The 23,756-nt window shown below is 73.9% G+C and carries 30 protein-coding genes and 1 pseudogene; 22 read left to right on the forward strand and 9 right to left on the reverse strand.

The window, feature by feature from the left end; translation table 11 throughout:
• Positions 1-128: pseudogene (locus ABEA81_RS21405) on the reverse strand (NAD(P)-dependent alcohol dehydrogenase); the annotation flags it as partial.
• Between the two features lie 180 nt (positions 129-308).
• On the opposite strand from ABEA81_RS21405, the gene ABEA81_RS21410 reads away from it, so the two are divergent.
• Genes ABEA81_RS21410 through ABEA81_RS21420 form a run of 3 tightly spaced genes read left to right on the forward strand, consistent with a single transcriptional unit; the run spans position 309 to position 2,837 of the window.
• Positions 309-761 carry a DUF4442 domain-containing protein gene (locus ABEA81_RS21410; RefSeq protein ID WP_345607035.1) on the forward strand — a complete coding sequence of 151 codons (453 nt, stop codon included), beginning with the start codon at positions 309-311 and terminating at the stop codon, positions 759-761.
• A gap of 19 nt (positions 762-780) precedes the next feature.
• Positions 781-1,440: an NAD(P)H-binding protein gene (locus ABEA81_RS21415; RefSeq protein ID WP_345607036.1), complete on the forward strand. Its 660-nt coding sequence runs from the start codon at positions 781-783 to the stop codon at positions 1,438-1,440.
• Positions 1,440-2,837: a dihydrolipoyl dehydrogenase family protein gene (locus ABEA81_RS21420; protein ID WP_345607037.1), complete on the forward strand. Its 1,398-nt coding sequence runs from the start codon at positions 1,440-1,442 to the stop codon at positions 2,835-2,837. Before ABEA81_RS21415 ends, ABEA81_RS21420 begins: the two co-directional genes overlap by 1 nt.
• On the opposite strand, the gene ABEA81_RS21425 is transcribed toward ABEA81_RS21420, so the two are convergent.
• From ABEA81_RS21425 to ABEA81_RS21445, 5 genes are all read right to left on the reverse strand, one after another.
• Positions 2,834-3,826, reverse strand: a complete 993-nt coding sequence (locus ABEA81_RS21425) for a copper resistance D family protein (RefSeq protein WP_345607038.1) — start codon at positions 3,824-3,826, stop codon at positions 2,834-2,836. The genes ABEA81_RS21420 and ABEA81_RS21425 overlap by 4 nt on opposite strands.
• Positions 3,823-4,389, reverse strand: coding sequence for a copper resistance CopC family protein (locus ABEA81_RS21430; RefSeq protein ID WP_345607039.1), 567 nt, complete (start codon positions 4,387-4,389; stop codon positions 3,823-3,825). The genes ABEA81_RS21425 and ABEA81_RS21430 overlap by 4 nt, the downstream gene beginning before the upstream one ends.
• On the reverse strand, positions 4,386-5,108 hold the full coding sequence (locus ABEA81_RS21435) for a YcnI family copper-binding membrane protein (protein WP_345607040.1): 723 nt from the start codon (positions 5,106-5,108) through the stop codon (positions 4,386-4,388). The genes ABEA81_RS21430 and ABEA81_RS21435 overlap by 4 nt, the downstream gene beginning before the upstream one ends.
• A gap of 40 nt (positions 5,109-5,148) precedes the next feature.
• On the reverse strand, positions 5,149-5,655 hold the full coding sequence (locus ABEA81_RS21440; RefSeq protein ID WP_345607041.1) for a hypothetical protein: 507 nt from the start codon (positions 5,653-5,655) through the stop codon (positions 5,149-5,151).
• A 76-nt stretch (positions 5,656-5,731) separates the two neighbouring features.
• The gene (locus ABEA81_RS21445) at positions 5,732-6,298 is read right to left on the reverse strand and encodes a DUF6474 family protein (protein WP_345607042.1); all 567 of its coding nucleotides are present in this window, start codon (positions 6,296-6,298) and stop codon (positions 5,732-5,734) included.
• Positions 6,299-6,409: 111 nt separating this feature from the next.
• Between ABEA81_RS21445 and ABEA81_RS21450 the strand changes: the two genes are divergently transcribed.
• On the forward strand, positions 6,410-8,116 hold the full coding sequence (locus tag ABEA81_RS21450; protein ID WP_345607043.1) for a TM0106 family RecB-like putative nuclease: 1,707 nt from the start codon (positions 6,410-6,412) through the stop codon (positions 8,114-8,116).
• Between the two features lie 111 nt (positions 8,117-8,227).
• Positions 8,228-9,532 (forward strand): UDP-glucose dehydrogenase family protein, encoded by a 1,305-nt coding sequence (locus ABEA81_RS21455; RefSeq protein ID WP_345607044.1) that lies wholly within the window; start codon positions 8,228-8,230, stop codon positions 9,530-9,532.
• A gap of 21 nt (positions 9,533-9,553) precedes the next feature.
• Here the strand turns inward: ABEA81_RS21455 and ABEA81_RS21460 are convergent, their stop codons facing one another.
• A complete protein-coding gene (locus ABEA81_RS21460; RefSeq protein ID WP_345607045.1) occupies positions 9,554-10,207 on the reverse strand; it encodes a class I SAM-dependent methyltransferase in 654 nt (217 codons plus the stop codon).
• Between the two features lie 37 nt (positions 10,208-10,244).
• Here ABEA81_RS21460 and ABEA81_RS21465 point away from each other — a divergent pair, with 37 nt between their 5' ends.
• The 13 genes from ABEA81_RS21465 (at position 10,245) to ABEA81_RS21525 (ending at position 19,679) form a co-directional block, all read left to right on the forward strand.
• Complete coding sequence (locus ABEA81_RS21465) at positions 10,245-10,685, forward strand: MerR family transcriptional regulator (protein WP_345607047.1); 441 nt, start codon at positions 10,245-10,247, stop codon at positions 10,683-10,685.
• A gap of 131 nt (positions 10,686-10,816) precedes the next feature.
• Complete coding sequence (locus ABEA81_RS21470; protein ID WP_345607049.1) at positions 10,817-11,653, forward strand: CPBP family intramembrane glutamic endopeptidase; 837 nt, start codon at positions 10,817-10,819, stop codon at positions 11,651-11,653.
• Positions 11,654-12,097: 444 nt separating this feature from the next.
• Positions 12,098-12,571, forward strand: coding sequence for a histidine kinase dimerization/phosphoacceptor domain-containing protein (locus ABEA81_RS21475; RefSeq protein ID WP_345607050.1), 474 nt, complete (start codon positions 12,098-12,100; stop codon positions 12,569-12,571).
• Entirely contained in the window at positions 12,556-12,819 is a 264-nt protein-coding gene (locus ABEA81_RS21480; RefSeq protein ID WP_345607052.1) for an ATP-binding protein, read from the forward strand. Before ABEA81_RS21475 ends, ABEA81_RS21480 begins: the two co-directional genes overlap by 16 nt.
• On the forward strand, positions 12,816-13,472 hold the full coding sequence (locus ABEA81_RS21485; RefSeq protein ID WP_345607053.1) for a response regulator transcription factor: 657 nt from the start codon (positions 12,816-12,818) through the stop codon (positions 13,470-13,472). The genes ABEA81_RS21480 and ABEA81_RS21485 overlap by 4 nt, the downstream gene beginning before the upstream one ends.
• 603 nt (positions 13,473-14,075) lie before the next feature.
• Positions 14,076-14,855, forward strand: coding sequence for an ABC transporter ATP-binding protein (locus ABEA81_RS21490; RefSeq protein ID WP_345607054.1), 780 nt, complete (start codon positions 14,076-14,078; stop codon positions 14,853-14,855).
• A complete protein-coding gene (locus ABEA81_RS21495) occupies positions 14,852-15,703 on the forward strand; it encodes an ABC transporter permease (protein WP_345607055.1) in 852 nt (283 codons plus the stop codon). Before ABEA81_RS21490 ends, ABEA81_RS21495 begins: the two co-directional genes overlap by 4 nt.
• 9 nt (positions 15,704-15,712) lie before the next feature.
• Positions 15,713-16,756: an ABC transporter substrate-binding protein gene (locus tag ABEA81_RS21500; protein WP_345607056.1), complete on the forward strand. Its 1,044-nt coding sequence runs from the start codon at positions 15,713-15,715 to the stop codon at positions 16,754-16,756.
• Positions 16,753-17,367, forward strand: a complete 615-nt coding sequence (locus tag ABEA81_RS21505) for a phosphotransferase (RefSeq protein WP_345607057.1) — start codon at positions 16,753-16,755, stop codon at positions 17,365-17,367. The genes ABEA81_RS21500 and ABEA81_RS21505 overlap by 4 nt, the downstream gene beginning before the upstream one ends.
• A 15-nt stretch (positions 17,368-17,382) precedes the next feature.
• Positions 17,383-17,790, forward strand: coding sequence for a helix-turn-helix transcriptional regulator (locus tag ABEA81_RS21510; RefSeq protein WP_345607058.1), 408 nt, complete (start codon positions 17,383-17,385; stop codon positions 17,788-17,790).
• 49 nt (positions 17,791-17,839) lie between these two features.
• Positions 17,840-18,640 (forward strand): alpha/beta fold hydrolase, encoded by an 801-nt coding sequence (locus ABEA81_RS21515; RefSeq protein WP_345607059.1) that lies wholly within the window; start codon positions 17,840-17,842, stop codon positions 18,638-18,640.
• Entirely contained in the window at positions 18,637-19,071 is a 435-nt protein-coding gene (locus ABEA81_RS21520; RefSeq protein WP_345607060.1) for a VOC family protein, read from the forward strand. The genes ABEA81_RS21515 and ABEA81_RS21520 overlap by 4 nt, the downstream gene beginning before the upstream one ends.
• Before the next feature lie 17 nt (positions 19,072-19,088).
• Entirely contained in the window at positions 19,089-19,679 is a 591-nt protein-coding gene (locus ABEA81_RS21525) for a carboxymuconolactone decarboxylase family protein (RefSeq protein ID WP_345607061.1), read from the forward strand.
• Here the strand turns inward: ABEA81_RS21525 and ABEA81_RS21530 are convergent.
• Both ABEA81_RS21530 and ABEA81_RS21535 read right to left on the reverse strand, forming a co-directional pair.
• A complete protein-coding gene (locus ABEA81_RS21530; RefSeq protein ID WP_345607210.1) occupies positions 19,644-20,264 on the reverse strand; it encodes an enolase C-terminal domain-like protein in 621 nt (206 codons plus the stop codon). The genes ABEA81_RS21525 and ABEA81_RS21530 overlap by 36 nt on opposite strands.
• On the reverse strand, positions 20,255-20,800 hold the full coding sequence (locus ABEA81_RS21535; RefSeq protein WP_345607062.1) for an enolase-like domain-containing protein: 546 nt from the start codon (positions 20,798-20,800) through the stop codon (positions 20,255-20,257). Before ABEA81_RS21535 ends, ABEA81_RS21530 begins: the two co-directional genes overlap by 10 nt.
• Positions 20,801-20,862: 62 nt before the next feature.
• Between ABEA81_RS21535 and ABEA81_RS21540 the strand changes: the two genes are divergently transcribed.
• The 4 genes from ABEA81_RS21540 (at position 20,863) to ABEA81_RS21555 (ending at position 23,737) form a co-directional block, all read left to right on the forward strand.
• The gene (locus ABEA81_RS21540) at positions 20,863-21,219 is read left to right on the forward strand and encodes a winged helix-turn-helix transcriptional regulator (RefSeq protein WP_345607063.1); all 357 of its coding nucleotides are present in this window, start codon (positions 20,863-20,865) and stop codon (positions 21,217-21,219) included.
• Between the two features lie 64 nt (positions 21,220-21,283).
• Positions 21,284-21,889: a TetR family transcriptional regulator gene (locus tag ABEA81_RS21545; RefSeq protein WP_345607064.1), complete on the forward strand. Its 606-nt coding sequence runs from the start codon at positions 21,284-21,286 to the stop codon at positions 21,887-21,889.
• A gap of 68 nt (positions 21,890-21,957) precedes the next feature.
• A complete protein-coding gene (locus tag ABEA81_RS21550; RefSeq protein WP_345607065.1) occupies positions 21,958-22,482 on the forward strand; it encodes a methylated-DNA--[protein]-cysteine S-methyltransferase in 525 nt (174 codons plus the stop codon).
• Between the two features lie 22 nt (positions 22,483-22,504).
• On the forward strand, positions 22,505-23,737 hold the full coding sequence (locus ABEA81_RS21555; RefSeq protein ID WP_345607066.1) for a cytochrome P450: 1,233 nt from the start codon (positions 22,505-22,507) through the stop codon (positions 23,735-23,737).
• Positions 23,738-23,756 lie beyond the last annotated feature (19 nt).

Here is a 23,756-nt window from a genome sequence, read left to right on the forward strand (position 1 = left end):
AGATCGGTGCGGCACACCCCGGCCCCACCGACCTTCACGATCACATCGAGCGGCCCCTGGATCCGCGGCTCCTCGATGTCGTCGATCTTCGGATCCGTGTGGTAGTCGTGCACCCGTACGGCCTTCACCAGGGCACCTCCTCGTGGCGTCGTCGCCGTACCCAGATTCCACGCGCCGTCCGCGGACGACCTCAACCGCGCCGATTCCGCGGAGTGGGAAATCGGGCGTATCGCCTCCCCCTCCGGTGAGGTTCGGGCCTGCGGCCAGGGCGTTCCCGATAGTGGTTACCGGCCAGTAGCCTCTGGTTCGTGACGACAGAGCTGAATTGGGTCGGCGCCGCGATGCAGCAGACCGTGCCGTGGGTGCGCACGGTCGGGATCGAGTTCGCCGAGGTCACGCCGGAGCGGGCGGTCCTGCACCTGCCCGACGACCCGGAGCTGCGCAACCACGTCGGCGGCCCGCACGCGGCGATGATCTTCGGGTTGGGCGAGACCGCCACCGGAGCCGTCACGCTGGCGGCCTTCGCGTCCAGGATGGAGCGGGCGACCCCGCTCCCCGTCCGGTCGCAGGTCGCCTACCAGCGCATCGCGCGCGGCCCGCTCACCGCGGTGGCCGTCCTCGGCAGGCCGGCCCCGGACGTGCTGGCCGAGCTCGCCGCGGGCGCCCGCCCCGAGTTCGGGATCGACGTCACCATCACCGACGGCGACAACCGCGAAACCACCCGCATGACCGTCGTATGGACCCTGCGGCCGAGCCGGTGACGGCGCTAGCGTCACGCCCGTGCAGGTAGTGATCGCGGGAGGACACGGGAAGATCGGGTTGCGGCTGGCCGCGTTGCTCGCCGGGCGGGGGGACGTGGTCACCGGGGTGGTGCGCAACCCCGACCACCGGCCCGACCTGGAACGGGCCGGTGCCACCGCCGCCGTACTCGACCTGGAGGCAGCGCGGGCGGACGAGCTCGCGGCCGTGCTGGCGGGCGCCGACGCCGTCGTGTTCGCCGCAGGCGCCGGGCCGGGCAGCGGGGTCGCCCGCAAGGACACGGTCGACCGGGCCGCCGCGCTGCTGCTCGCCGACGCGGCGCGGATCGCGGGCGTGCGGCGGTACCTGCTGGTGTCGTCGACGGGCGTCGACGAGCCGGCTGCGCCGGACCGCGGCGAGGTGTGGGCGGCCTACATCGCCGCGAAGAAGGCGGCGGAGGACGCGATCCGGGCCGCCGACCACCTCGACTGGACGATCCTGCGCCCGGGCTCGCTCACCGACGACCCGGGGGTCGGGCGGGTGCTGCTCGCGCCTCCGCCGGTGCCGCGCGGCAGCGTCACCCGCGACGACACGGCGGCCGTGCTCGTCGCGCTGCTGGATGCACCCGGCAGTGCGGGCAAGGTCCTGGAACTGCGCGAAGGGGAGAGCGACGTGCACGAGGCCGTGGCGGGGGTGTCCTGATGGCCGACGTCGACGTGATCGTGCTCGGGGGCGGGCCGGTGGGCGAGAACGCCGCCGACTACGCCGTCCGGGCCGGGCTCTCGGCGTTGATCGTCGAGTCGGAGCTGCTCGGCGGCGAGTGCTCGTTCTGGGCGTGCATCCCGTCGAAGACGCTGCTGCGCACCGGGCACGCGGTGGCCGCCGTGCGGAGGCTGCCGGGTACCACGGTCGACTTCGACCCGGCGGCCGTGCTCGCGCGCCGCGACTCGTTCACCCACGACTGGGACGACGAGAGCCAGGTGCAGTGGGCCACCGGCGCCGGCATCCGGGTGCTGCGCGGGACGGGCCGACTCGTGGGCGAGCGCACCGTGGAGGTCGACGGCCCGTCCGGCCGGGAGACGCTCGTGGCCCGCAGGGCCGTCGTGGTGTCCACCGGGAGCGTGCCGACCACACCGCCCGTGCCCGGGCTCGACCGGGTGCGCACCTGGGGTTCGCGCGACGCCACGTCGGCCAAGGAGATCCCACCCCGGCTGGGTGTGCTCGGCGGGGGCGTGGTCGGCTGCGAGATGGCGCAGGCGTTCCGGCGCCTCGGCTCGGAGGTCGTGCTCCTGCAGCGCGGCCCGCGGTTGCTGCCGGCGATGGAGCCGTTCGCCGGTGAGCGCGTGGCGGCCGCCATGCGCGCGGAGGGCGTCGACGTGCGGCTGGAGCACCGGCTCGAGTCGGTGGCCGCTGCGGGCGACCAGATCGAGCTGCGCACGGAGGACGGCACGGCCGTGGTCGACGAGCTGCTCGTGGCCACCGGGCGCCGGCCCAACACCGCGTCGATCGGGGTGGACGCGGTCGGCCTCGAACCCGGGAAGCCGCTCGCCGTGGACGACACCGGGCTGGTCGAGGGCGTCGCGGGCGAGTGGCTGTACGCCGCGGGCGACGTCACCGGCCGGGCCCTGCTCACCCACCAGGGCAAGTACGCGGGGCGGATCGTCGGCGCCGCCATCGGTGCCCGCGCGGCGGGTGAGGCGCTCGACGCCGGTCCGTGGGGCGAGCACGCCGCCACGGCCGACCACGTCGCGGTCCCGCAGGTGGTGTTCACGGACCCGGAGGTGGCCTCGGCCGGGCGCACGGAGGCGCAGGCTCGCGCCGCGGGCATCGATGTGCGGGTGGTCGACATCCCGATCGCCGTCGCCGGGTCGTCGTTGCAGGCCGACGACTACGACGGCGCCGCGCGGATGGTGGTCGACACCGCCCGAGGAGTTCTGGTCGGTGTGACGTTCGTGGGGCAGGACGTGGCCGAGATGATCCACGCGGCCACCATCGCCATCGTCGGGGAGGTTCCGCTGGGCCGGCTGTGGCACGCCGTGCCGGCGTTCCCCACGATGAGCGAGGTGTGGCTGCGGTTGCTGGAGACCTACCGTTCCTAAGCCGACTGGGAGAGCGCGGCCGCGATGCCGATCGTGGCGGCCATGACCCCCACCTCGACGGCGGCCCAGCGCAGCACCGGGACGCGCCCGGCGGCCAGCCTCCGTCGGTGGAGCCCGCCGAGCACGCCGAGCAGCGCGAGGCACGTGATCTTCGCGAGCACGAGCACGCCGTAGCGCGTGGTGACGACCGCGTCCCACGTCTCGAGCCGGATCACGGCGGTGAGCAGGCCCGTCAGCGCGACGGCGCCGATGCACCAGCCCGCGAGCCGCGAGAACCGGGGCAGGACGGCGTCGAGCAGGGCGCGGTGTCGCGCCACGAGCGCCAGCACGAGCGCCAGCCCGCCCACCCAGAGCGCGGCGGCGACCACGTGCACCCCGATCGACATGATCGCGAGCTGGTGGTCGGGGTGGGTGCCCGCGTGCCCGGTGACCGCCGGCGTGACGAGCCCCAGCAGCGCCGCCACCAGCGGCACGCGGGCCTGCACGAGCGCGCGGTCGCGCAGCCGTAGGGCAGCGCAGACGAGGAGCGCCGCGATGCACCCCGCCGTGAGCAGGAGCCCTCGCCCGCCGGCCAGCTCGGTGACGAAGCTGCCGATGTCGCCGCCGCTCAGCTGCCCGACCGGCCTGCCGAACGCGTCGGCCGTCCGGAACATGATCCCGACCAGCACGAGCACCAACCACGCGCCCGCCACGGCGACGAGCGCGCGGTCGGCGGTGGCCCGCACGCGGTCGAGCGCGCGCAGAGCCGAGCCCGGCACGTGGCGGGCCGCTGGCAGCAGGAGCGCCAGCACGGTGAGCCCGACGGCCGCGATACCCGCGACGTCCATCCCGGACCGGGTGACCGACGTCCCGATCAGCACCGGCAGGGTGGTGCCGGCCAGCGCGCCGGTGAGCAGGCTCGCCGCCAGCGCGGCACCGACCGCGAGCCCGGTCCACCCGGCCGGGCGCAGCCGGTCGAGCGTGCGGGGACCCGCGGTCGGCGGGGTCATCCCCGGCCCAGCCGGAGCGCCGCGACGACCCCGCCCCCGACGAGCACGACCGCGCCGACGATCCACGGCCACACCGGGCTGCCGCCACCGCCGTCGGCCGGTTCGGCGGCCGAGGGTGCCGGCGCGGCACCGGCCGTCGGGGCGGGCGCGCTCGCGGAGGGCGCTGCCGCGGCGGGCGCGCCCGTGCCGGGCGTGGTCAGGGTGAAGCCGACGCTGCCGCTGATCGGGTGGCCGTCGGCGGACACCACGCGATAGCCGATCTCGTACCGGCCGGCCGGGCCGAGCGGCCGCACCGCGACGCTCACCGACGAGCCGTCGACGGCGACGTCCCCGGTCTCGTAGTGGCCCTGGTCGGGGCCCACCACGGTGACCGTGTTGAACCCGGCGGTCATCGCCTCGTTGAAGGTCAGGGTGACGCGTTCCGGTGCGGCCTCGAGGCTCGCCCCGTCGGCCGGGTCGCTGCCCTGCAGCCGGGCGTGCGCGAGGGCCGGGGTTGCGCCGAGCAGCAGCGCGAGGCCGGCGAGCACGCCGATCGCCACGGTGCGCAGGAGCCGCGCGGTCATCGGTCCGCCCCCGTGGAGCGGCGGGACCGGAGCACCGCACCGAACCCGGCCCCGAGCCCGAGCGCCCCGACGAGCAGGCCGCTGCCGGCGAGCCAGCGGGCGGTCGGGTCGGTCGTACCGCCCGGGTCCGCGGCGGCGGCCGCGGCGTGGGTCTCGTCGTCGCCGGTCGCCGGGGTCAGCGTGACGCTGGGCGCCGGTCGCTCCGGTTCCGACCCGTCGGCGGCGGGCGACTGGTCCCAGGCGACGACCTCGCCGTCGTCGTAGGTCTGCACGGCGGGCAGCACGAGCCGGTCCGTGTCCGTCGGGAGCGGCCCGAGCGACAGCGGGAAGTCGGCGAACTCCCCGGGACCGATCCGGACACCGGGGTCGGCGGTCCACGTGACGGTGCGGACCGCCTCGGTGATCGTCCGCCCGTCGGACTGGACCGGCGGGTCGAGCGGTGCCTTGGCCACGGTGGCCGTCCAGCCGGGGCGCGGGGTGGTGCGGACCGAGGTGATCGGGTGGTCGGTGGGCAGTGTGACCTGCAGGGAAACGGTGCCCGCCGTGTCGGATTCGGTCGGGACGCGCAGGGCGACGACGGCGTAGCTGCCCTGCTCGGCCGTGCCCGGCTGGGCGGTCACGTGGGCGAACGCCGGCGCCGCGCCGACGAGCGTGACCGCACCTGCGGCCACGAGGACGGTGCCGGCGCGCAGTGCGCCCCGGCGGAGGGACGAGGGCATGGATGCTCTCCGGTGGATGGTGTGGAACGTGCGGACGTGGTCAGCACGTCACCGGAGGGCCGCGCCGGGCGTGGGCGACGACGAAGGCGCGGGTGAGGCGCGCGGGAACCGCGGGTCCGGGCACCGCGAACACCCGCAGCGGCCGGTCCGCGGGGAGCGGGAGGAGGCGGCGGGGCAGCACCCGCCGCAGCGCCGCCACCAACGCGGCGGCACCGCGGTCGGCGTGGCGCAGGGCGACCGCCGTGACGACGGTGGCCACGGCGTGCATCGCGAGCATCGTGGAGCCCGTGTGGGCGGGGTGCAGCAGCTCGATCGTGGTGTGCAGCACGAACTGCCCCACCGCGAGCACCGCGACCGTGCCGACGAGGCTCCGGCGGCGACTCGCGAGCCCGGTGAACGCCCAGGCGAGCAGCGGGAGCACCGGCACGAGCGCCACCAGGTCGGGGACCGTGCCCCCGCCCGCCGCGTGCCCGGCGGCCGCGAGCAGCGCGCTCAACCCGGCCAGGACGGCACCCCGGAGCACACCACCGCCCGGACCGCTCGTCACGGGGCACGACGGTAGCCGTCGCGCGGGTGGAGGAGCCAGCGCACCCGTTCGACGCAGGGCGTCGTGCGGGGAACCGTCAGCCCCGTACGCCGAGGTGCGTGAGCAGGGCCACCTCCAGCCGGTCCAGCTCGGCGCCCACGGACCGGTAGGCCGTCCGGCGGCGCTGCGTCGGCATCTGCTCGGCCGCGCGCACGGCGACGGCCAGGTCGGCGAGGCGCGGGCGGGTGTCGGCGGCGAAGCGCCGCGCGGCGTCGCTGCCGTGCGCCTCGGCACCGGACTCGAGCCGGTCGAGCGCTTCCGCCATCCGCGACAGGCGGGCGTGCAGCGCGCCGCCGGGCCCGGCGTACGCGGCGAGCTGGCCGGGTTCCACGCCGAGGCGGGCGGCGCGGTAGGCGTCCCAGCGGTCGCGCGCGACGGTGGCGGCCGCGAGCGCGTACGGCGCGAGCAGGGGCGCGACGGCCTTGCCGACGCCGATCATGCGTTTGGCCCGCGCCGCGGTGAGCGGTTTGCGGGCGCGACCGGTCGGCGCGGCGTCCGCGCTCCCGATGGCGTCGCCCGCCGCAGGCGTCGACCGGCGTCGCCGCAGCCCCATCCGCTCGTCCTCCTCGTGCCGGTGATCGGTCCCCGAGCTTAACGGGGTCATGGCCCGGGAGGCGCGGCTCGACACCGGCGCGTGTCCCGATGTGGTGAGGCCCGCCGCGCGGGACGGCCCGATCCGCTCGGACTGTCGGCACGTGTCATTACCCTCTGGTATGTGACGGCGATCGAGAACCGGTACCCCGTCGTGGAGCCCACGGTCGGGAGCGGCCCGGTGCTCGACGCCGCGGCCACCACGCGCTGCCGCCGTCGCGTCCACCTGGACCACGATCCGGGGGCGGCCACGGCGCCTCGGGCGATGCCGGATCCGGCCCTGGAGCAGCGCCGGGCCGACGCCGTCGCCCACCGGGAGCAGATCGGTGCCCGGCTGGCCGCAGACCTCGGGGGCGAGTGGTGCGAGATCCCGGCCGGCCTGCCCGGCGCGGAGCGGGTGGAGGCCACGGCCCGTGCCGTGGCGGCCGGTGCCCGGCTCATCTGGGGGGCCGCGCTGCCCACCGATCGCGCGGCCGGCCGCCGCGGGAGCCCCGAGCTGCTGGTCCGGGTGCCTGGTGGCGGCTACGTGCCGGTCATCGTCGTGCGCCACCGCATCACCGATCCCGGCTCCGGCGCCGTCACGGCGGCGCTCGACGCCCCGTGGCCGCAGCGCGCCCGCCTCGACGAGGAGCGCAAGGTGCGCTCGCAGCCGCGCGACCTGATGCGTCTCGCCCACCTCAACCGCATGCTGCGCACCGCGGGCTGGGCGGCGGAGCCCCGGCTCCGGCACGGCGACCACGGCGGGGTCATCGGCCTCGACGCCGACGTCGTCGTGTGGCACGACCTGCGCGCGGGCCACTGGCCCGGCGGGCGGTCCACCCTCGCCGAGTACGACGCGCGCTTCACCGACCGGCTCGCGGTCGCCACGGCGGCCGCCACCGGTGCGCCCGCGCTCGCCGAGCCGTCGCGCATCACGGAGTGCCGGCGCTGCCCCTGGTGGCCCACCTGCGAGGCCGAGCTGGAGCGGGCGGAGGACGTCAGCCTCGTCGTGCGCGGCGAGTACGCGGGGGTGCTGCGCGAGGTCGGGGTGGGCACCGTGGCGAAGCTCGCCGCGCTCGACCCCGCGGCGGAACCCCCGGTGGAGGTGCCCGGGTTGCCGTTCGCCGACCTCGTCGCGCTCGCGCGGGCGCGCCTGCGCGGGCTCGCGGTCGTGCGGCGGGTACCGCAGGTCGCGGTGGTGCGGGCCGACATCGAAGTCGACGTCGACATGGAGAGCTTCGGCGAGGCGGGTGCCTACCTCTGGGGCGCGCTGCTGCGCCACCCGGGCGGCCGGCAGGCCGGCGACGAGCCCGACGGCTACCGCGCGTTCGCCACCTGGGACCCGGTGCCCACGCAGGACGAGGCGCGGTCGTTCGCCGCGTTCTGGACGTGGCTGTCGGCGGTGCGGGCGCGGGCCGCCGCCACCGGGCGCACCTTCGCGGCCTACTGCTACAACGAGCAGGCGGAGAACCGTTGGCTGCTGGCCTCGGCCGCCCGGTTCGCCGGGATGCCGGGCATCCCGCCCACCGCCGAGGTGGAGGAGTTCATCGCCCACCCGGGCTGGATCGACCTGTTCGCCGTGGTCAGCGAGTGGTTCCTGTGCGCGCAGGGCAAGGGGCTCAAGCGCATCGCCCCGGCGGCGGGCTTCGCATGGCGCGACCCGGAGGCCGGTGGGGAGAACTCCATGCGCTGGTACCGCAACGCCGTCGGCATGGACGGCGCTCCGCCCGACCCGCAGCAGCGGGAGCGGCTGCTCGCCTACAACGCTGACGACGTCCACGCCACCCACGCCCTGCGGGAGTGGATGACCTCGCGCGCCGTCGAGGAGGTCCCGCTGGCGGCGGACCTCTAGGTCGCACCCCCGGCTTCACAAGCACACGGTGTGTGAAGTGACGCTGACGTTTCATCGGGGCGCCGCCGACCAGCCAGGCCGTGGCCATCCGGTCGGGGGAGTGTGCCGGGCATGTTCGCCCGGCGCATCGCGGTGATCGGATCCGGCTACGTGGGCCTCACGACGGGTGCCTGCCTCGCCTCGCTCGGCCACCGCGTGGTCTGTGCGGACGTCGACGAGGCGAAGGTCGAGCGGCTGCGCAACGGCGTCGTCGACATCCTGGAGCCGGGGCTGCCGGAGCTCGTGGCGGAGAACCGGGCCGCGGGGCGGCTGGAGTTCGTGCTGGGCGCGCGGGACGCGGTGGCCGGGCGCGACGGCGAGCCGGTCGAGGTGGTGTTCCTCTGCGTGCCTACGCCGATGGGCGAGGGCGGGGCCGCCGACCTGGCGGCCGTGCGGGCCGTGACGGCCGAGATCCGGCACCTGCTCCCGGCGGGTTGTGTGGTCGTCAACAAGTCGACGGTGCCCGTCGGCACCGCGGAGGCCACGCGGAAGCTGATGAACCGCCGCGACGTCGCCGTGGTCAGCAACCCGGAGTTCCTCCGCGAGGGCTCCGCGGTGCACGACTTCCTGCACCCGGACCGGATCGTCGTCGGCAGCGACGCCCAGGACGCCGCGGAGCGGGTGGCCGCGCTCTACTCGCGGCTCGGGGCGCCGACGGTGCTCACCGACGCGGCGAGCGCGGAGATGGTGAAGTACGCGGCCAACAGCTTCCTCGCGATGAAGCTGTCGTACGTCAACGCGCTCGCCGAGCTGTGCGACGTGCTCGGCGCCGACGTCGCGGACGTCACCGAGGGCATGGGGCACGACCGGCGGATCGGGCAGGCGTTCCTGCGGCCCGGCCCGGGATGGGGCGGTTCCTGCCTGCCCAAGGACACGAACGCGCTGGTGCAGGTGGCGGCGGCGGCCGGGATCGAGCTGCCGCTGGTGAGCGCGAGCATCGCCACGAACGAGCGGCAGCGCCGGATCGTGGTCGACAAGATCACCGACGCCGTGGGCGGTGACCTCGCGGGCCGCCGCCTGGGCCTGCTCGGGCTCACGTTCAAGGCGGGCACCAACGATCTGCGCGACTCGCCCGCGCTGGCCGTCGCGCGGCTGCTGCGGGACGGCGGCGCCGAGCTGACGGCCTACGACCCCGGCTGCCCCGCCGCCGTGCCCGGCGTCACCGACGGCGTCACCGTGGCCGACGAGCCGCTGCTCGCCGCGAAGGACGCGGACGCGCTGGTGGTGCTCACCGAATGGCCCGAGTTCCGGTCGCTGGACTGGGGCGCGGTCGCCGGGGCGCTCGCCGGCCGCGTGGTGGTCGACTGCCGCAACCTGCTCGACCCCGATGTGCTGCGCCGCGCCGGGATCAGCTGGGTGGGGGTCGGCCGGCGCTGACCGTCCTCCAGCGGTACCCGGTCACGGTGCCACGTGCCCGATGACGCACGCCACCGGCGGGTCGAGGTCGAGCACCTCGGTTCGGAGGTGCCCGAAGCCGGCCTCGGTGAGCAGGCGCGCCAGCTCCGCGGCGGCGGCCGCCGACGTGGCCGCCGTGGCCCCGGGACAGCGCGGTTGGGACACCACCGCGATGCGCCCGCCGGGCCGCAACAGCCGCGCGATCTCGCGTAGCCGGGTGGGCGGGTCGGGCCACATGCCGACCGTGTTGACCGCGAGCGCGGCGTCGAACGGCTCGTCGCCGACGGACAGGCGCTCGACGGGGGCGTGGACGAGGCGTACCCGTCCGGCCCGTACCGCGGCCCTGTTGCGGCGACGGGCCTGGCGGATCATCACCTGGGAGTGGTCGACACCGACCACCGATCCCCTGGTCGCCCGGGTGGCGAGGGCGGCGATGGCCACGCCCGGACCGCAGCCGAGCTCGATGACGCGGTCGGTCGGCCGGACGTCCAGGAGTTCCACCGCCCACCGGTTGCGCGCCACGTTCGACGAGCGCCGTCCCATGACCCAGCCCGCGACGTGCCCCACCGCGCCGGTCGGCCGGTGGAACTGCGCCACCCCTCCGTGGTGCCCCCACCAGAGCATGATGCCGCCCGCCACCCCCGGCTTCTCGTTCATGGGGGTGAGCCCAGCACTTCGAGTACGCTTGAAGTCAATGCCTGCCACCGAGCGCGCTGCGGCGTCGTTGTCCATCGGCGAGCTGTCCGAACGCACCGGGGTGCCGGCCACCACGCTGCGGTACTACGACGAACTGGGCCTGGTGCGCCCCGCGGTCAGGGCGGCGGGGCGACGGCGGTACTCCGAGTCGGCGGTCAGGGAGGTCGGCCTGGTCGTCTTCTTCCGGGAGATCGGGTTCTCGCTGGCCGAGATCGGGCGTTTCGTCACGGGCGGGCGGCGGTGCCAGCAGGAGATGATCGATCGCAAGCTGGCCGAGCTGGCCGAACAGCAACACCGCATCGAGGTGGCCCGCGCCGCGCTCGAGCACGGCCGCAGGTGCCCGGCGGGCGAGCCGGTGAGATGCCCCCGGTTCTGGTCGATCATCGACGGTCGGCTGCGCGGCCTCTCGGTGGAGGAGAGCCACGCGCGAGCGCACTGAGGGCGCCCGGTGTCCCCCGTGCGAGCTACCCGCGAATGTCCACCGTGCGGTGACGATTCCGGGCCCGCTGATCCATAGCGTTCCCCGCGTCGCCGCGGCGCTCGGCCGCGGAATCTCGCAACGGAGTCGTCATGCGTCTGTTGAAGCAGCTCGTTCCCGCCGCGGCGGTCGCCTTCGTCGGCGGCCGGGCGGTCGGTGCGGTGGCCGGGAACGTGCTCCTCACCCTGGTCGTCGGTGTTGCCACAGCCGTGCTCGCGGTGGTCACGTACGCCTGGACGGTGCGGTGGAGCGAACGCCGCGCGCCGGTGGAGGTGGCGGCGGCCGGTGCCCCCGCCGCCGTCGGTCGCGGCGTGCTGATCGGCGTCGGGATGTGCGCGATCGTCATCGTGAACATCGCTTTCCTCGGCGGCTACCGGGTCGAGGGCTTCGGCTCGGTGACCGGCCCGGTCGGGCTGTTCGGCTTCATGGCCGCCGCCGCGGTGACGGAGGAGGTGGTGTACCGCGGCATCCTGTTCCGGATCGTCGAGGAGCGGACCGGAACGTGGATGGCGCTGGCGCTGACCGCGGTGCTGTTCGGCCTCTCGCACCTGCTCAACCCGCACGCCGACCTGTGGGGGGCGATCGCCATCGCGCTCGAGGCCGGCGGGATGTTCGCCGCCGCCTATGCGGCCACCCGCAGCCTGTGGCTGCCGATCGGGCTGCACTTCGGTTGGAACTTCACCGTGGCCGGTGTCTTCGGCGCCGAGGTCTCCGGGAACGGCACGCCGCAGGGGCTGCTGAACGCTGTGACGTCGGGCCCGACCCTGCTCAGCGGCGGGGAATTCGGGCCGGAGGCCAGCCTGTACACGGTGGTGAGCGGCGTGGTGCTGACGATCGTCTTCTCGTGGCTCGCCCACCGCCGCGGCCGCATCGTGCCCCTTCGCCGGCGCATCGCCCGTTCCGGCGCGGTCGCTACCCTCCCCCGGTGATCGATCTCCGGGGGCTCCCGGACCTGTGGCGGCGATCGGACGTCGTGGTTCGGGATCTCCCGCTCGCGCTGCTGCTCGTCGCCGCGTCGTTCCTGCCGGTGTTCCACGGCCATGAGACGCAGGTCGGCGACCTGCCGGCCCGTCCGTTCGACGCGGTGGCCGCCGTGGTGCTCGCCCTCGAGTGCCTCCCGCTCGCCGTCCGCAGGCGGTGGCCCGCGGTGTGCCTCGGTCTCGTGTCGCTCGGCTTCGTCGTCGCCGAGCTCTTCAGCTACCACATGGTGGCGGCCAGTGCGCTGCCGATCGCGCTGCTGAGCGCGGGTGCCCACCTGGAACGCCACCGGCGCGCCACCGCGGTCCTGCTCTCCGCGGTGTACGTGGCGCTGGCGATCGCGCTCCACCTGCTCGGAGCAGTGCGCCCGCGCACCGGAGACGGCGGACGGGTTCGTGGTGTTCTACCTGTCGCTCGTCGCCGCGTGGGCCATCGGGGCGTGGCTGCGCTCCGTCCGGGCGGCCGAGGCCGACCGCCGACGCGCCGTGGCCGATGCCACCCGTGCCGCCGAACGAGCCCGCATCGCCCGCGAACTCCACGACGTCGTGACCCACCACGTGACGGCGATGGTGGTGCAGGCGGAGGCGGCTCGCTACGTGACCGCCGTGCCCGATCGCCTCGACGAGACCCTCACCGCCATCACCGGCACCGGCCGCCGGGCCATCAGCGACCTGAGGCACCTGCTCGACGTGCTCGACCACGACCACGAGGCCGGGCCCAGGACGCCGCCCGGCGGCGAGCTGCTCCCCCTCGTGGAGCAGACGCGCCGGGCCGGGCAGCCGGTCGAGTTCAGCGAGGAGGGCAGGCCCGCCGAGCCGACCGGCAGCGCCGAGCTCACGGTCTATCGGGTCTCGTGCAGGAGTCACTGACGAACGCGCTCAAGCACGCCTACGGCAGCCGCACGGTCGTCCGCGTCCACTACCGCGAGGGCGGGATCGCCGTGGAGATCGGCAACGACGGCTCCGGTTCGGGTGCCGGCTCGCCCGGCGGGAGCGGGCGGGGCCTGGCCGGGCTCCGCGAACGGGTCGGTGCCCTGGGCGGCGAGTTCAGCGCGGACCGGCGGGCGGGCGGCGGGTTCGTCGTGCGTGCGTCCGTCCCCACGGGGAGCTCGTCGTGAGCACGACGGTACGGGTGCTGGTCTGCGACGACCAGGCGCTGATCCGCACCGGCTTCACGACGATCATCGATGCCCAGCCCGACCTCGAGGCGGTGGGCGAGGCCGGGGACGGGCGCACCGCGGTCGACCTCGCCCGCGAGCTGCGCGCGGACGTGGTGGTGATGGACGTGCGGATGCCGGTGCTCGACGGCATCGAGGCGACCCGCCTGCTGGCGGGCGCCGGGGTGGCGGATCCGGTCAAGGTGCTCGTGGTGACCACGTTCAACCTCGACGAGTACGTGTACGAGGCGTTGCGTTCGGGGGCGAGCGGGTTCCTGCTCAAGGACGCCCCGCCCGCGCAGCTGCTGCACGGCATCCGGACCGTCGCGAGCGGTGCCGCCCTCCTGGCGCCCGAGGTGACGCGCCAGCTCGTCGGCAGGTACGCGGCGCGGATCCGTCCCGCGGAGGGCGCCCCGGAGGATGCGCTCACCCCGCGCGAACTGGAGGTGCTGCGCCTCATCGCCGACGGCCGGTCCAACAGCGAGATCGCCGCGACGTTGGTGATCAGCCAGGAGACCGTGAAGACGTACGTGTTGCGCATCCTCACCAAGCTCGACCTCCGCGACCGCGTGCAGGCGGTGGTCTACGCCTACCGCCGCGGCCTCGTCGTGTGATGCACGCGGTGCCGATGCCCGTGCGTCCGCTGCTACGCCCGCAGCCCGGTCCCGACGGCCGGTGAGGTCAGCCGCACGCCCGGTTCCGCCGACCGGCGTACGAGATCAAGTTCTCGATCAGGTGCGAGGCACAAGCTGTTCGAGCGGAGGAGCACACCGTCGCCGAATGGATCCGCGGGCGACGGCTGGGCCGGTGCCGCCGTGACCTCGCCGACCCGGCCCTCGCCGCCCGTCCGGTCGGCGCGGTCGCCGCCTGGTGGGGTTCGCCGACACCACCAGCTTCTACCGGCTGTTCCGCGCCGCACACGGAACTCCGCCGGGCGAATACCGGCGGTCGACCATGAGCGGGGAGATCGGATGACGATCCCATCGATGCATTCGCCGGTGATTCTCGCCGGCCTGCCGGGGGTCGATGTGCGGCTATTTCCCGCGCTGTGAGAAAATACCAGGTTCTGCCCAATACCGTGTCGGTATCGCTGTGTGAGCGACAGTGTTGACACTGCAACCCGAATGGCTCTATTGTAGCCTGGAATGTAAAGGGTTTCTGAACTCGCTGTAGTCTTCTCCGACACCGGCTAGAGCAGTGACGCCCGCGGGGGGCCGATGAACGAAGCGACGCCCAAGGTCGTCGTCGACCACCTGTCCGTGTCGCTGGGTGGCAACCACATCCTCGACGACATCGACCTCTCGGTGGGCGAGCACGAGTTCGTATGCATCATCGGCACGTCCGGCGGAGGCAAGACCACGCTCCTGCGGTCCGTGGCCGGCCTGCTGCCCCCGGCGGGGGGATCCGTGCGGCTGGACGGGGACGACATCGTCGGGCCCACGCCGCGGATCTCGATGGTCTTCCAGCACTTCGGCCTGTTCCCGTGGAAGACCGTGCGCGCCAACGTGGAGTACGGGCTCCGGGTGCAGGGCCGCACCGGCTACGGCGAGCGTGTCGACGAGCTGCTCGAGATCATGAACCTCACCGACGCCCAGCACCGCTATCCCCACCAGCTCTCCGGTGGGATGAAGCAGCGCGTCGGGATCGCGCGCGCGTTGTCGATGGAACCCGAGCTGTTGTTGCTCGACGAGCCGTTCAGCGCCGTCGACGCGATCACCCGCGAGGTGCTGCAGAACGAGGTGCTGCAGCTCTGGGAGCGGAACCAGGGCATGACGGCCATGCTCATCACGCACGACGTGGACGAGGCCATCCTGATGGCCGACCGGATCGTCGTCATCCAGGGCCCGCCGGGGCGCATCGCGCTCGAGGTCCCGGTGTCCATCCCCCGGCCGCGGTCGGCCCGCTCCGTGCGGTCCCACGAGTCGTACCCCGACCTGCGTGAGCAGCTGTGGAACGCCCTGCAGGGCGACACCGACCGCGTACTGGAGCGCACATGACCACCGTGGCCAAGGGCACCGGCAAGGACACCGGCGCGGCGGCCACCGACCCCTCGCCCGCCCGGCCCCGCAGCGCGCGTCGCACGCGCGGCCAGCTGTCGCCCACCACGAAGTGGGCCCTGCGGCTGGCGTCCGTGCTCGCCATCGCGGTGGCCTGGGAGCTCTACGGCAACGCCATCAACCCCGTGTTGCTGTCCTCGCCCACCGCGATCATCGGCGCCACCTTCGAGATGATCGCCGACGGCACCCTGACGAAGGCGATGGGGGAGAGCTTCGTCGTACTGGGTGTCGGCTCGCTGATGGGCGTCACGGCGGGGCTCGTGATCGGGCTGGCCGCCGGGCGCAACCAGGTCATCTCCACCTTGATCGAGCTGCCGCTCAACGCCCTCTACGCCACCCCGACCGTCGCGCTGATCCCGGTGATCGTGGTCTGGTTCGGGTTCGGGCCCACGGCCAAGACGGTCGTCGTCACCCTGTTCGTGCTCTTCCCCGTGCTGATCAACACCATGCGCGGGGTGCAGGAGGTCGACCGCGACCTCGTCGAGGTGGCCCGCTCGTTCTGCTCGGGCGAGCGTCGCATGTGGTTCGACCTCATCCTGCCGTCCGCGCTCCCGTACGTCGTCACGGGCCTGCGGCTCGCGATCGGGCGTGCGCTGATCGGCATCATCGTGGCCGAGTTCTTCACGGCCTTCTCCGGGCTCGGGTATCTGATCGTCACCAACGCCAACAGCTTCCGGACCGACCGCACATTCGTGCCCATCCTCGTGATCGCGGCCCTCGGTGTGCTGGTCACCGCGCTCCTCGAGTTCGTCGAGCGCCGCGTCGTCCGCTGGTCGGCGAGAGACTGAGAGGTTTCCATGTCGTCACGACCGCGCCGGTTGCTCGCCGTGCTGCTCGTCGGGTTGTCCGCGCTCACCGCGGGGTGCGGGGCGCTGGGCCAGGAGCCCGAGGCGGCCGCCGCGAGCGGGCCGCCCATCCTGCGGATCGGCCTCCCCACCGGCGTCACGAGCTTCGCCAACGCCGACATCCTCGTCGCCCAGCAGAAGGGCTTCCTGGCCGACTACGGCGTCGCGGTCCAGATCCAGAACCTGAAGTCCGGGGTCTCGGTGGCGCAGGCCGTCTCCGACGGCCAGCTCGACGTCGGCGCGGCCAGCATCGAGCCGGTGGTGAACTCCGCCGCCAACGGTGACGACACGGTCATCATCGGCGCGTACAGCGACCGCCTGGCCGTCTCCGCGGTCACCCCGAAGGACATCCTCACCCCCGCCGACCTGCGCGGACGCCCGGTCGGGGTGCAGGAGGTGGGCGCGTTCCGGGAGGTCATGACCCGGCTCGTGCTCCAGCAGGGCGGGCTCACGCCCAACGACGTGCAGTACGTCCCGGTCGACGCGCAGTCCTACACGGCGGCACTCGTGGACGGCCGCATCCAGTCCGCGATCCTGCAGACCGAGCAAGCGGTCGCGGCCTCGCACGCCTACCCGAACCTGCACGTCCTCACGAACCTCGTCGACGTGGTCCCGAACTACCACTACGGCACGTTCTTCGCCTCCCGTGCCTGGCTCGACGCCAACCGGGAGACGGCCAGCCGGCTGCTCACGGCCCTCACCAAGGCCCACCGGTACATGTACAGCAACAAGGCGGAGACCGTGCGGATCGTCGCCGACGCCACCGGCTTCGACGACTCGATCATCGCCGAGTCGTACGACATCCTGCTGACCCAGCGGCAGATCTTCCCGTTGAACACCGGCCTCGACAAGACCCGGATCAGCTCCACGGTCGACTCCATGCGCCAGCTCGGCATCCTCGAGAACCAGGCGCCGCCGATCGACCAGCTGGTCGACACCGGGCCCGCCGACACCGCCATCAAGAACCTCGGCGAGCTGCCCAACACCCGGCGTTGAGGCACGGCTACACCAACAGCACGGTCAGGATCGGTGCCACGGTCCGGAAGCGATACGCCGGTCCCCGGGCGGCCGAGCGGGCCGAGCGCGAGTACGCGGCGCTGACGGCCATCGCCGGGAGCGTTCCCGTGCCCGCGGTCCTGGGACGGGCGCCCGGCACCCTGACGCTGGAGTTCGTCGCGGGCGGACCCGGACAGGACCTGATCGCCGCAGGGCACGCGGCCCGGGTGCTCGCGGCCTGCGGCGGCGTCCTGCGCCGCATCCACTCCGCCGGGTTCCGCCACGGCGACTTCGGCCCCAACAACACGCTGCTCGACCCGAACTCGCTGCTCGTCACCGCCGTGCTGGACTGGGAGTTCTCCTCGACCGGCGTCGACCCGGTGGTCGATCTCTCGTGGTGCGAGTGGATCGTGCGGATGCACCACCCCGGCGAGACGGCCGCGATCCCGTCGCTGTACTCCGGCTACGGAACATCGTTCTCGTGGAGTGACCGGCAGGCGGCGATGGTCGACCGGTGTGCCGAGCTGATCGAGTTCACGCACGAGTGGGAGCCGGGCGGCCCGGCCGAGGTGCTGTGGCGGGAGCGGCTCCGCGTGACGGCCGGTTGGTGAACTACGGTGGGCCGGGTGACGGCGCCGCCGGCGATCCCGCTCTCCCGGCACCTGTTGCGGGTGCGGGACCTGATCGACCGCGCCTTCGCCGGGCCGCTCGACGTGCCCGCGCTCGCACGGAGCGCGCACGTCTCCGAGGACTACTTCAGCCGGTCGTTCAAGGCGGCCTTCGGGGAGACGCCCCACCGCTACCTGCTGCGCAGGCGGATGGAGCGGGCCAAGGCGTTGCTCCGGGCCGGGGAGCTGTCCGTCACCGAGGTCTGCCTCGCCGTCGGGTTCACCAGCCTCGGCTCGTTCAGCACCCAGTTCCGGCGGTTCGTCGGGGAGAACCCGACGTCCTACCGCGCGCGGACGCACGACCACGAGGACCTGGCCGCCATCCCGTCGTGCCTGGTCCGCCGGTACACGCGTCCCGCGGGTTGAGCGGTTTCGGAGAAGCCGCGACGACGGTCGCGCCCATAGCGTTCCCGCCATGGAGACTGTGACCTCGAAAGACGGAACGACCATCGCCTTCGACCAGATCGGCGCAGGGCCGCCGCTGGTGCTCGTAGCGGGCGCGTCGTGTGACCGCGCGGTCGACGCGCGCATGGCCGAGGGACTCGCCGCCCACTTCACCGTGCTGAACTACGACCGGCGCGGCCGCGGCGACAGCACCGACACCCCGCCCTACGCCGTCGACCGCGAGATCGAGGACCTGGAGATCCTGCTCGCCGCGGCGGGCGGCTCCGCGGTGGTCGTGGGACTCTCCTCGGGCGCGGTGCTGGCGGGCCACGCCGCCGCGGCCGGCCTGCCGGTCGGCCACCTCGTGATGTGGGAGCCACCCTTCCGGCTCGGCGCCGCCGCGCAGCGCGCCTCGCTCGAGTACGGGGAGCGGACCCGCGCCCTCCTGGCCGAAGGCCGCCGTGGCGAGGCACTGGAGCTGTTCATGACCGTGGTCGGCCTGCCCGCCGAGGCGATCGCCGGCATCCGGCAGTCGCCGTACTGGGCGCAGGGCGAGGGCCTCGCGCACACACTCGCCTACGACGCAGAGGTGATGGGCGACGGGAGCGTCCCCCGCGAGCGATTCGCCGCGATCACTGCCACCACGGCGGTGTTCACGGGCGGGGCGAGCCCGGACTGGTTCCGTGCCGTGGGCAAGGCCGCCGTCGACGCGATCCCCGGCGCGACTTACGGCGAGCTGCCCGGTCAGACCCACGACGTCGCCCCGGACGCGCTGGCCACGGCAGTGCACGACTTCGTCCGGGCCCACGCTCCGTACGCTCGCCAGCCATGATCACCGGATTCGCTCTGGTCTGCCTCAACGTCCTGGACCTCGACGAGGCCAAGCGCTTCTACGTGGACGTGCTCGACTTCGAGGTGGGGATCGACCGCGAGATGGACGGCTTCCGCTGGCTGACCGTGCACCCGGCCGGCCGCCCCGACCTGCCGATGATGCTCGTCGTGCCGGAGCCGCCCGTGGTCCAGGAACCGATCGCGGGGCAGCTGCGCAGCCTGATCGCGCGGGGCTACCTCGGGCTCGGCGCACTCCGGACCGATGACTGCCGGGCGACCTACGAGGAGCTGAGGGCGCGCGGCGTCGAGTTCATCGAGGAGCCGGAGGAGCGGTTCTACGGGATCGACGCCGCGTTCCGCGATCCGTTCGGCAACCACTGGCGGCTCACGCAGCCGAGGACGCTCGACGAGATCCGCGAGTCTGCTACGTAATCTGTAGCATCCGGGAAATGGAACCGCGACTCGCGCCGCTGCACCCTCCCTACGACGAGGACGTCGAGCGGCTGCTCGGAAAGCTGATGCCGCCGGCGGCGGGCCACGACCCGCTCCTGCTGTTCCGGGTACTCGCGATCCACCACGACCTCGCCGACCGGATCCGGCCGATGGCGTCCGGGTTGCTGAACAAGGGGCTGCTACCGGCGAGGGACCGGGAGGTGCTCATCGGGCGCACCACCGCCCGGGCGGGCGCCGAGTACGAGTGGGGGGTGCACGCCGTCGTCTTCGGCCCATCGGTCGGGCTCGGCGAGGCCGTGCTGGCCGCGCTGGCGACGGCGCCGTCCGACGACCCGGTGTTCGACGCGCGCACGCGGCTGCTGGTCACGGCGGCCGACGAGCTCGCCGATGACGGGCAGCTGACCGACGGGACGTGGCAGGAGCTCGCCGTGACCCTCGAGCCGGCCCAGCTGCTCGAGCTGATCATCCTCTGCGGCTGGTACCGGACCCTGTCCACGGTCATCACCTCGGTGCGGCTGCCGCTCGAGACCTGGGCGGCCCGCTTCCCGCGCTCAGAGCAAGGAACGGAAGAGGGCGTGCAGGGCTGACCGGGTCTCGAACCCGATCCCGGGTGCATCGGGCGGGCGGGCGAACCCGTCCTCGACGACGGCGCCGTCGGCGAACCCGCCGAACGGCTGGAAGTTGTGCGGGTTCGCCTCGCTCCCGCCGAGGCCCAGCGCGGCCGCGACGTGGAGCGAGAACAGGTGCCCTCCGTGCGGCTGGAAGGCGGCGCGACTCCATCCCGCTGCCTCCATGACCTGCACGATCTGCAGGTAGCCCGGCAGGCCGTAGCAGTGTGCGGGGTCGAAGACCAGCACGTCGCGGTCCGGTCGCAGGCCGCCGTAGCGGGCGAGGTTCCGCGCGTCGGCGGCCGAGAACAGCGCCTCGCCCGCGGCGAGCGGTGGCGCGTAGAGCTCGGCGATCCGTGCGTGGGCCGCGAAGTCGAGCGGGTCGCACACGTCCTCGAACCACCGCAGCCCGTACGGCGCCAGCGCACCCGCGACGTGCACCGCCTGGTCGGGGTCGTAGCGGTTCATGGCGTCCACCGCGAGCCGCTCGCCGCTCGGGAGCAGCGCCAGCACGGCCTCGACCCGCTCGAGGTCCTCGGCGAGCTCCCGGCCACCTATCTTGATCTTGACATGGGTGTGGCCCCGTCGAGGAAGCCGCGCACCTCGTCGGTCAGCCGGCCGATGTCGCCGTCGGCGAAGTAGTAGCCGCCGCCCGCGTAGACCGGAACGCGGGCCGCGGAACCGCTCGCGCCGGTCGCGGCGGCGAGGAACGCGTGCAACGGCCGGTCGGCGATCTTCGCCGCCGCGTCCCAGAGCGCCATGTCCAGCGTCCCCACGGCGACGCACCGCTCACCGTGGCCTCCGGGCTTCTCGCCCCGCATCATGTGGTCCCAGGCCCGGAAGGGATCGATGCCTCCGCCCGAGGCCGACGCCACCGCGTCCGCCGCGGCTACGAGGCGGGGCGCGAAGCGCTCCCGGATCAGCCCGCCCTGCCCGAACCGGCCGATGGACGAGAAGCCGAACCCGACGACGGGCTCGCCGTCCCGCAGGACGTCGGTCACCACCGCCACCGCCGTGGTGTCCAGATCGCCTCCGGTGGCGTCGCCGGTCGCGTAGCGCGAGATCGGCACCCTCCGTTCCCGGACCCCCAGAATGCGCACCGCGCCCCCCCTTTCGCTACGTACTTCGTAGCGCATGCGCTCCTCGGGGGACAATGGCCGCCGTGGATGACCGCGTAGCGCCCCTCCCCGGCGCGCCCGTCCGGGGGTCCCGGACCGGCCGCCCGATCATGGCGGCCTTCGACCTGCTGGGTCGGCGCTGGGCGCTGCGCATCCTGTGGGAGCTGCGGGACGGGGCCATCGGGTTCCGTGCGCTGCAGGAGCGGTGCGACGGCGTGTCCCCGACGGTGCTCAACACGCGCCTCGGCGAGCTCCGCGCGGCAGGCCTCGTGGAGCACGACGAGAACCGGGCACACCGCCTGACCCCGCTCGGGGTGGACCTGGGCGATGCGATCGCCCCGCTGCGCGCGTGGTCGGTGCGGTGGGCGGAGACGATCGGTCCCCGGGAGCCGGAATGTTGAAGATCGTTAAGGAGCCCGATGCTGTAATGTGATGATGGAATGAGGTTCCAGCAAGGGGTTCCAATTGTCGACACGCACCCGGGCCGCTCGCGCCGAACGAGCCCAGGCCACCCGGCAGCGGGTGGTGGCATCCGCGACGCCGCTGTTCGTCCGCGACGGGTACGTGGAGACGACGATGGCCGGCATCGCCGGCGCGGCAGGTGTGGCGGTGCAGACGCTCTACCTGTCCTTCGGCAGCAAGGCCGCGGTACTGGAGGCGGCACTCGCCGTCGAGCCCGATGACCAGCCGAACGGGTGGCTCGCGGACGTCCGCGCCGAGCCGTCGGGCCCCGCGGCGCTGCGCCGGTACGTCGAGCACACGGCCGCGCAGGTCGAGCGCCGCTACCCGCTCGACGCCGTGCTGCGGGCCGCGGCGGCCGACCCCGAACCCGCCGAGCTGCTCGCCCGCACCCGGCGGGCCGCGCTCGCCGCGCACGCGCAGGCCGCGGACGAGCTCGCGGAGAAGCCGGGGTTCACCACCGTGATCTCGGTGCAACGCGCCACCGAGATCACCGCGGCGCTGCTGTCGCACGAGACCTACGGGCTCCTGGTGGTCACGCAGGGCTGGCCGCTGCAGGACTGGACCGACTGGGCCGCCCACCACCTGGCGGTCGACCTCTTCCCGGGCTGACCTCGTGCCGGCTCGCGGTAGCCGGACGCGGGCGCGGACTGTCGGGGGGCCGGGCCACACTGGGCTGCATGGCCATCGTTCGCACCGTGCTCGACGTGCCCGGGCCGATGGGTGCGCTCACCATCGGCGTCACGCCCCGCGGGCTCGCGCTCGTCGCCTTCGGTCGCGCCCCGGAGGCCGTCGAGCGCGCGGCCGAGCGGCTGGGCGAGCCGGTGGCCGACGGCGCGGGCGGCGCGGCCGCGGAGCAGCTCGCCGAGTACCTCTCCGGCACGCGGCGCGAGTTCGACGTGCCGCTCGACTGGTCGCTCACCGCGGGGTCGCAGCGCGTCGTGCTGGAGGCACTGCACGACACCGTGCCGTACGGCGCCACGGTCACCTACGGGGAGCTCGCGGTCCGCAGCGGGCTCGGCACGGCCTACACGGCGGCGCGCGGCGTCGGGTCGATCATGGGCTCCAACCCGCTCCCGGTGGTGGTGCCGTGCCACCGGGTTCTCGGTTCCGACTCGCTGGGCGGGTTCGGCGGTGGCCGGGCCACCAAGGAGTGGCTGCTCGCGCTGGAAGGGGTGCTCACGCCGGCACTCGACTTCGGGTAGCGCCACGCTGTAGGTAGGTCCCGTGACAGACGTCGACGTATTCGACCCGCGCACCTTCGGCCGGGGCGTGCCGCACGACGCGTTGCGCCTGCTGCGCGACACCGACCCGGTGAGCTGGCAGGAGGAGCCCGAGATCGGGATCTGGCCCGCGGGGCCCGGCTTCTGGGCGGTCACGCGGCACGACGACGTCAAGCACGTCCTGCGCTCCCCCGAGGATTTCTCCTCCGCGCTCGGCGCCACCCAGATCCGCGATCCCGACCCGGCCGACCTGCCGTTCCTGCGCCGCATGATCCTCAACATGGACCCGCCGGAGCAGCTGCGGCTGCGGCGGATCGTGACGGGCACGTTCACCCGCAGGCGCCTCGAGCTCTTCGCCGGCGCCGTGCGGGAGCGCGCGGCCGCGCTCCTCGGCGCGGTGGCCGGCCGCGGGAGCTGCGACCTGCCGCGGGAGATCACCGACGACTTCCCCCTGCAGAACCTGGCCGACCTGCTCGGCGTGCCGGCCGCCGACCGGTCGTTGCTGCTCGAGTGGACGAACCGGGTGATCGGCTACCAGGACCCCGAGCACGCCCACGTCGTCACCGACGCCGAGGGGAGGCCGGTCAACCCGCGCTCGCCCGCGATGCTCGCCGACATGTTCGGCTACGCGGAGCAGCTCGCCGAGCGCAAGCGCGCCGAGCCCGCCGACGACCTGATGACGGCGCTGGTGCAGGCGGAGGTCGACGGACAGCGGCTCACCGACGCCGAGCTGAAGATGTTCTTCTTCCTGCTCGTGATCGCGGGCAACGACACCGTGCGCAGCGCGTTGCCCGGCGGCGTGCTCGCGCTCGTGCGCCACCCCGACGCCTACCGGCGGCTTCGCTCGGAGCCGGGGCTACTGCCCTCGGCGATCGAGGAGCTGCTGCGGGTGCACCCGCCGGTGCTCACGTTCCGGCGCACGGCGGCCCGCGACGTGGAGCTGCGCGGCAGGCGCATCGCGCGTGGCGACAAGGTCGTCGTCTACCACGTGTCGGCCAACCACGACGAGCGCCGTTTCCCCGAACCGTTCCGCCTCGACCTCACCCGCGAGCCCAACGACCACCTGTCGTTCGGGCAGGGGCCGCACCTGTGCCTCGGGGCGGCTTTCGCCAGGCTGCAGATGCGCGAGTTCTTCACCGAGTTCCTGCGCCTGCCGCAGGTGGAGCTCGACGGCGAGCCCCGCAGGCTCGTCTCGAACTTCATCAACGGGATCACGAGCCTCCCGCTGCGGTGCTAGTGGTCCGCGACCACTTGCC

The sequence above is a fragment of the Pseudonocardia adelaidensis genome (assembly GCF_039543345.1).
Lineage (GTDB): Bacteria > Actinomycetota > Actinomycetes > Mycobacteriales > Pseudonocardiaceae > Pseudonocardia > Pseudonocardia adelaidensis.

Coding starts and splice junctions, on each gene's coding strand:
- ABEA81_RS21420 (WP_345607037.1), top strand. CDS start 1,440: ATGGCCGACGTCGACGTGATCGTGCTCGGGGGCGGGCCGGTGGGCGAG.
- ABEA81_RS21425 (WP_345607038.1), bottom strand. CDS start 3,826: ATGACCCCGCCGACCGCGGGTCCCCGCACGCTCGACCGGCTGCGCCCG.
- ABEA81_RS21430 (WP_345607039.1), bottom strand. CDS start 4,389: ATGACCGCGCGGCTCCTGCGCACCGTGGCGATCGGCGTGCTCGCCGGC.
- ABEA81_RS21435 (WP_345607040.1), bottom strand. CDS start 5,108: ATGCCCTCGTCCCTCCGCCGGGGCGCACTGCGCGCCGGCACCGTCCTC.
- ABEA81_RS21445 (WP_345607042.1), bottom strand. CDS start 6,298: ATGACCCCGTTAAGCTCGGGGACCGATCACCGGCACGAGGAGGACGAG.
- ABEA81_RS21455 (WP_345607044.1), top strand. CDS start 8,228: ATGTTCGCCCGGCGCATCGCGGTGATCGGATCCGGCTACGTGGGCCTC.
- ABEA81_RS21460 (WP_345607045.1), bottom strand. CDS start 10,207: ATGAACGAGAAGCCGGGGGTGGCGGGCGGCATCATGCTCTGGTGGGGG.
- ABEA81_RS21465 (WP_345607047.1), top strand. CDS start 10,245: ATGCCTGCCACCGAGCGCGCTGCGGCGTCGTTGTCCATCGGCGAGCTG.
- ABEA81_RS21470 (WP_345607049.1), top strand. CDS start 10,817: ATGCGTCTGTTGAAGCAGCTCGTTCCCGCCGCGGCGGTCGCCTTCGTC.
- ABEA81_RS21490 (WP_345607054.1), top strand. CDS start 14,076: ATGAACGAAGCGACGCCCAAGGTCGTCGTCGACCACCTGTCCGTGTCG.
- ABEA81_RS21495 (WP_345607055.1), top strand. CDS start 14,852: ATGACCACCGTGGCCAAGGGCACCGGCAAGGACACCGGCGCGGCGGCC.
- ABEA81_RS21500 (WP_345607056.1), top strand. CDS start 15,713: ATGTCGTCACGACCGCGCCGGTTGCTCGCCGTGCTGCTCGTCGGGTTG.
- ABEA81_RS21515 (WP_345607059.1), top strand. CDS start 17,840: ATGGAGACTGTGACCTCGAAAGACGGAACGACCATCGCCTTCGACCAG.
- ABEA81_RS21520 (WP_345607060.1), top strand. CDS start 18,637: ATGATCACCGGATTCGCTCTGGTCTGCCTCAACGTCCTGGACCTCGAC.
- ABEA81_RS21525 (WP_345607061.1), top strand. CDS start 19,089: ATGGAACCGCGACTCGCGCCGCTGCACCCTCCCTACGACGAGGACGTC.
- ABEA81_RS21550 (WP_345607065.1), top strand. CDS start 21,958: ATGGCCATCGTTCGCACCGTGCTCGACGTGCCCGGGCCGATGGGTGCG.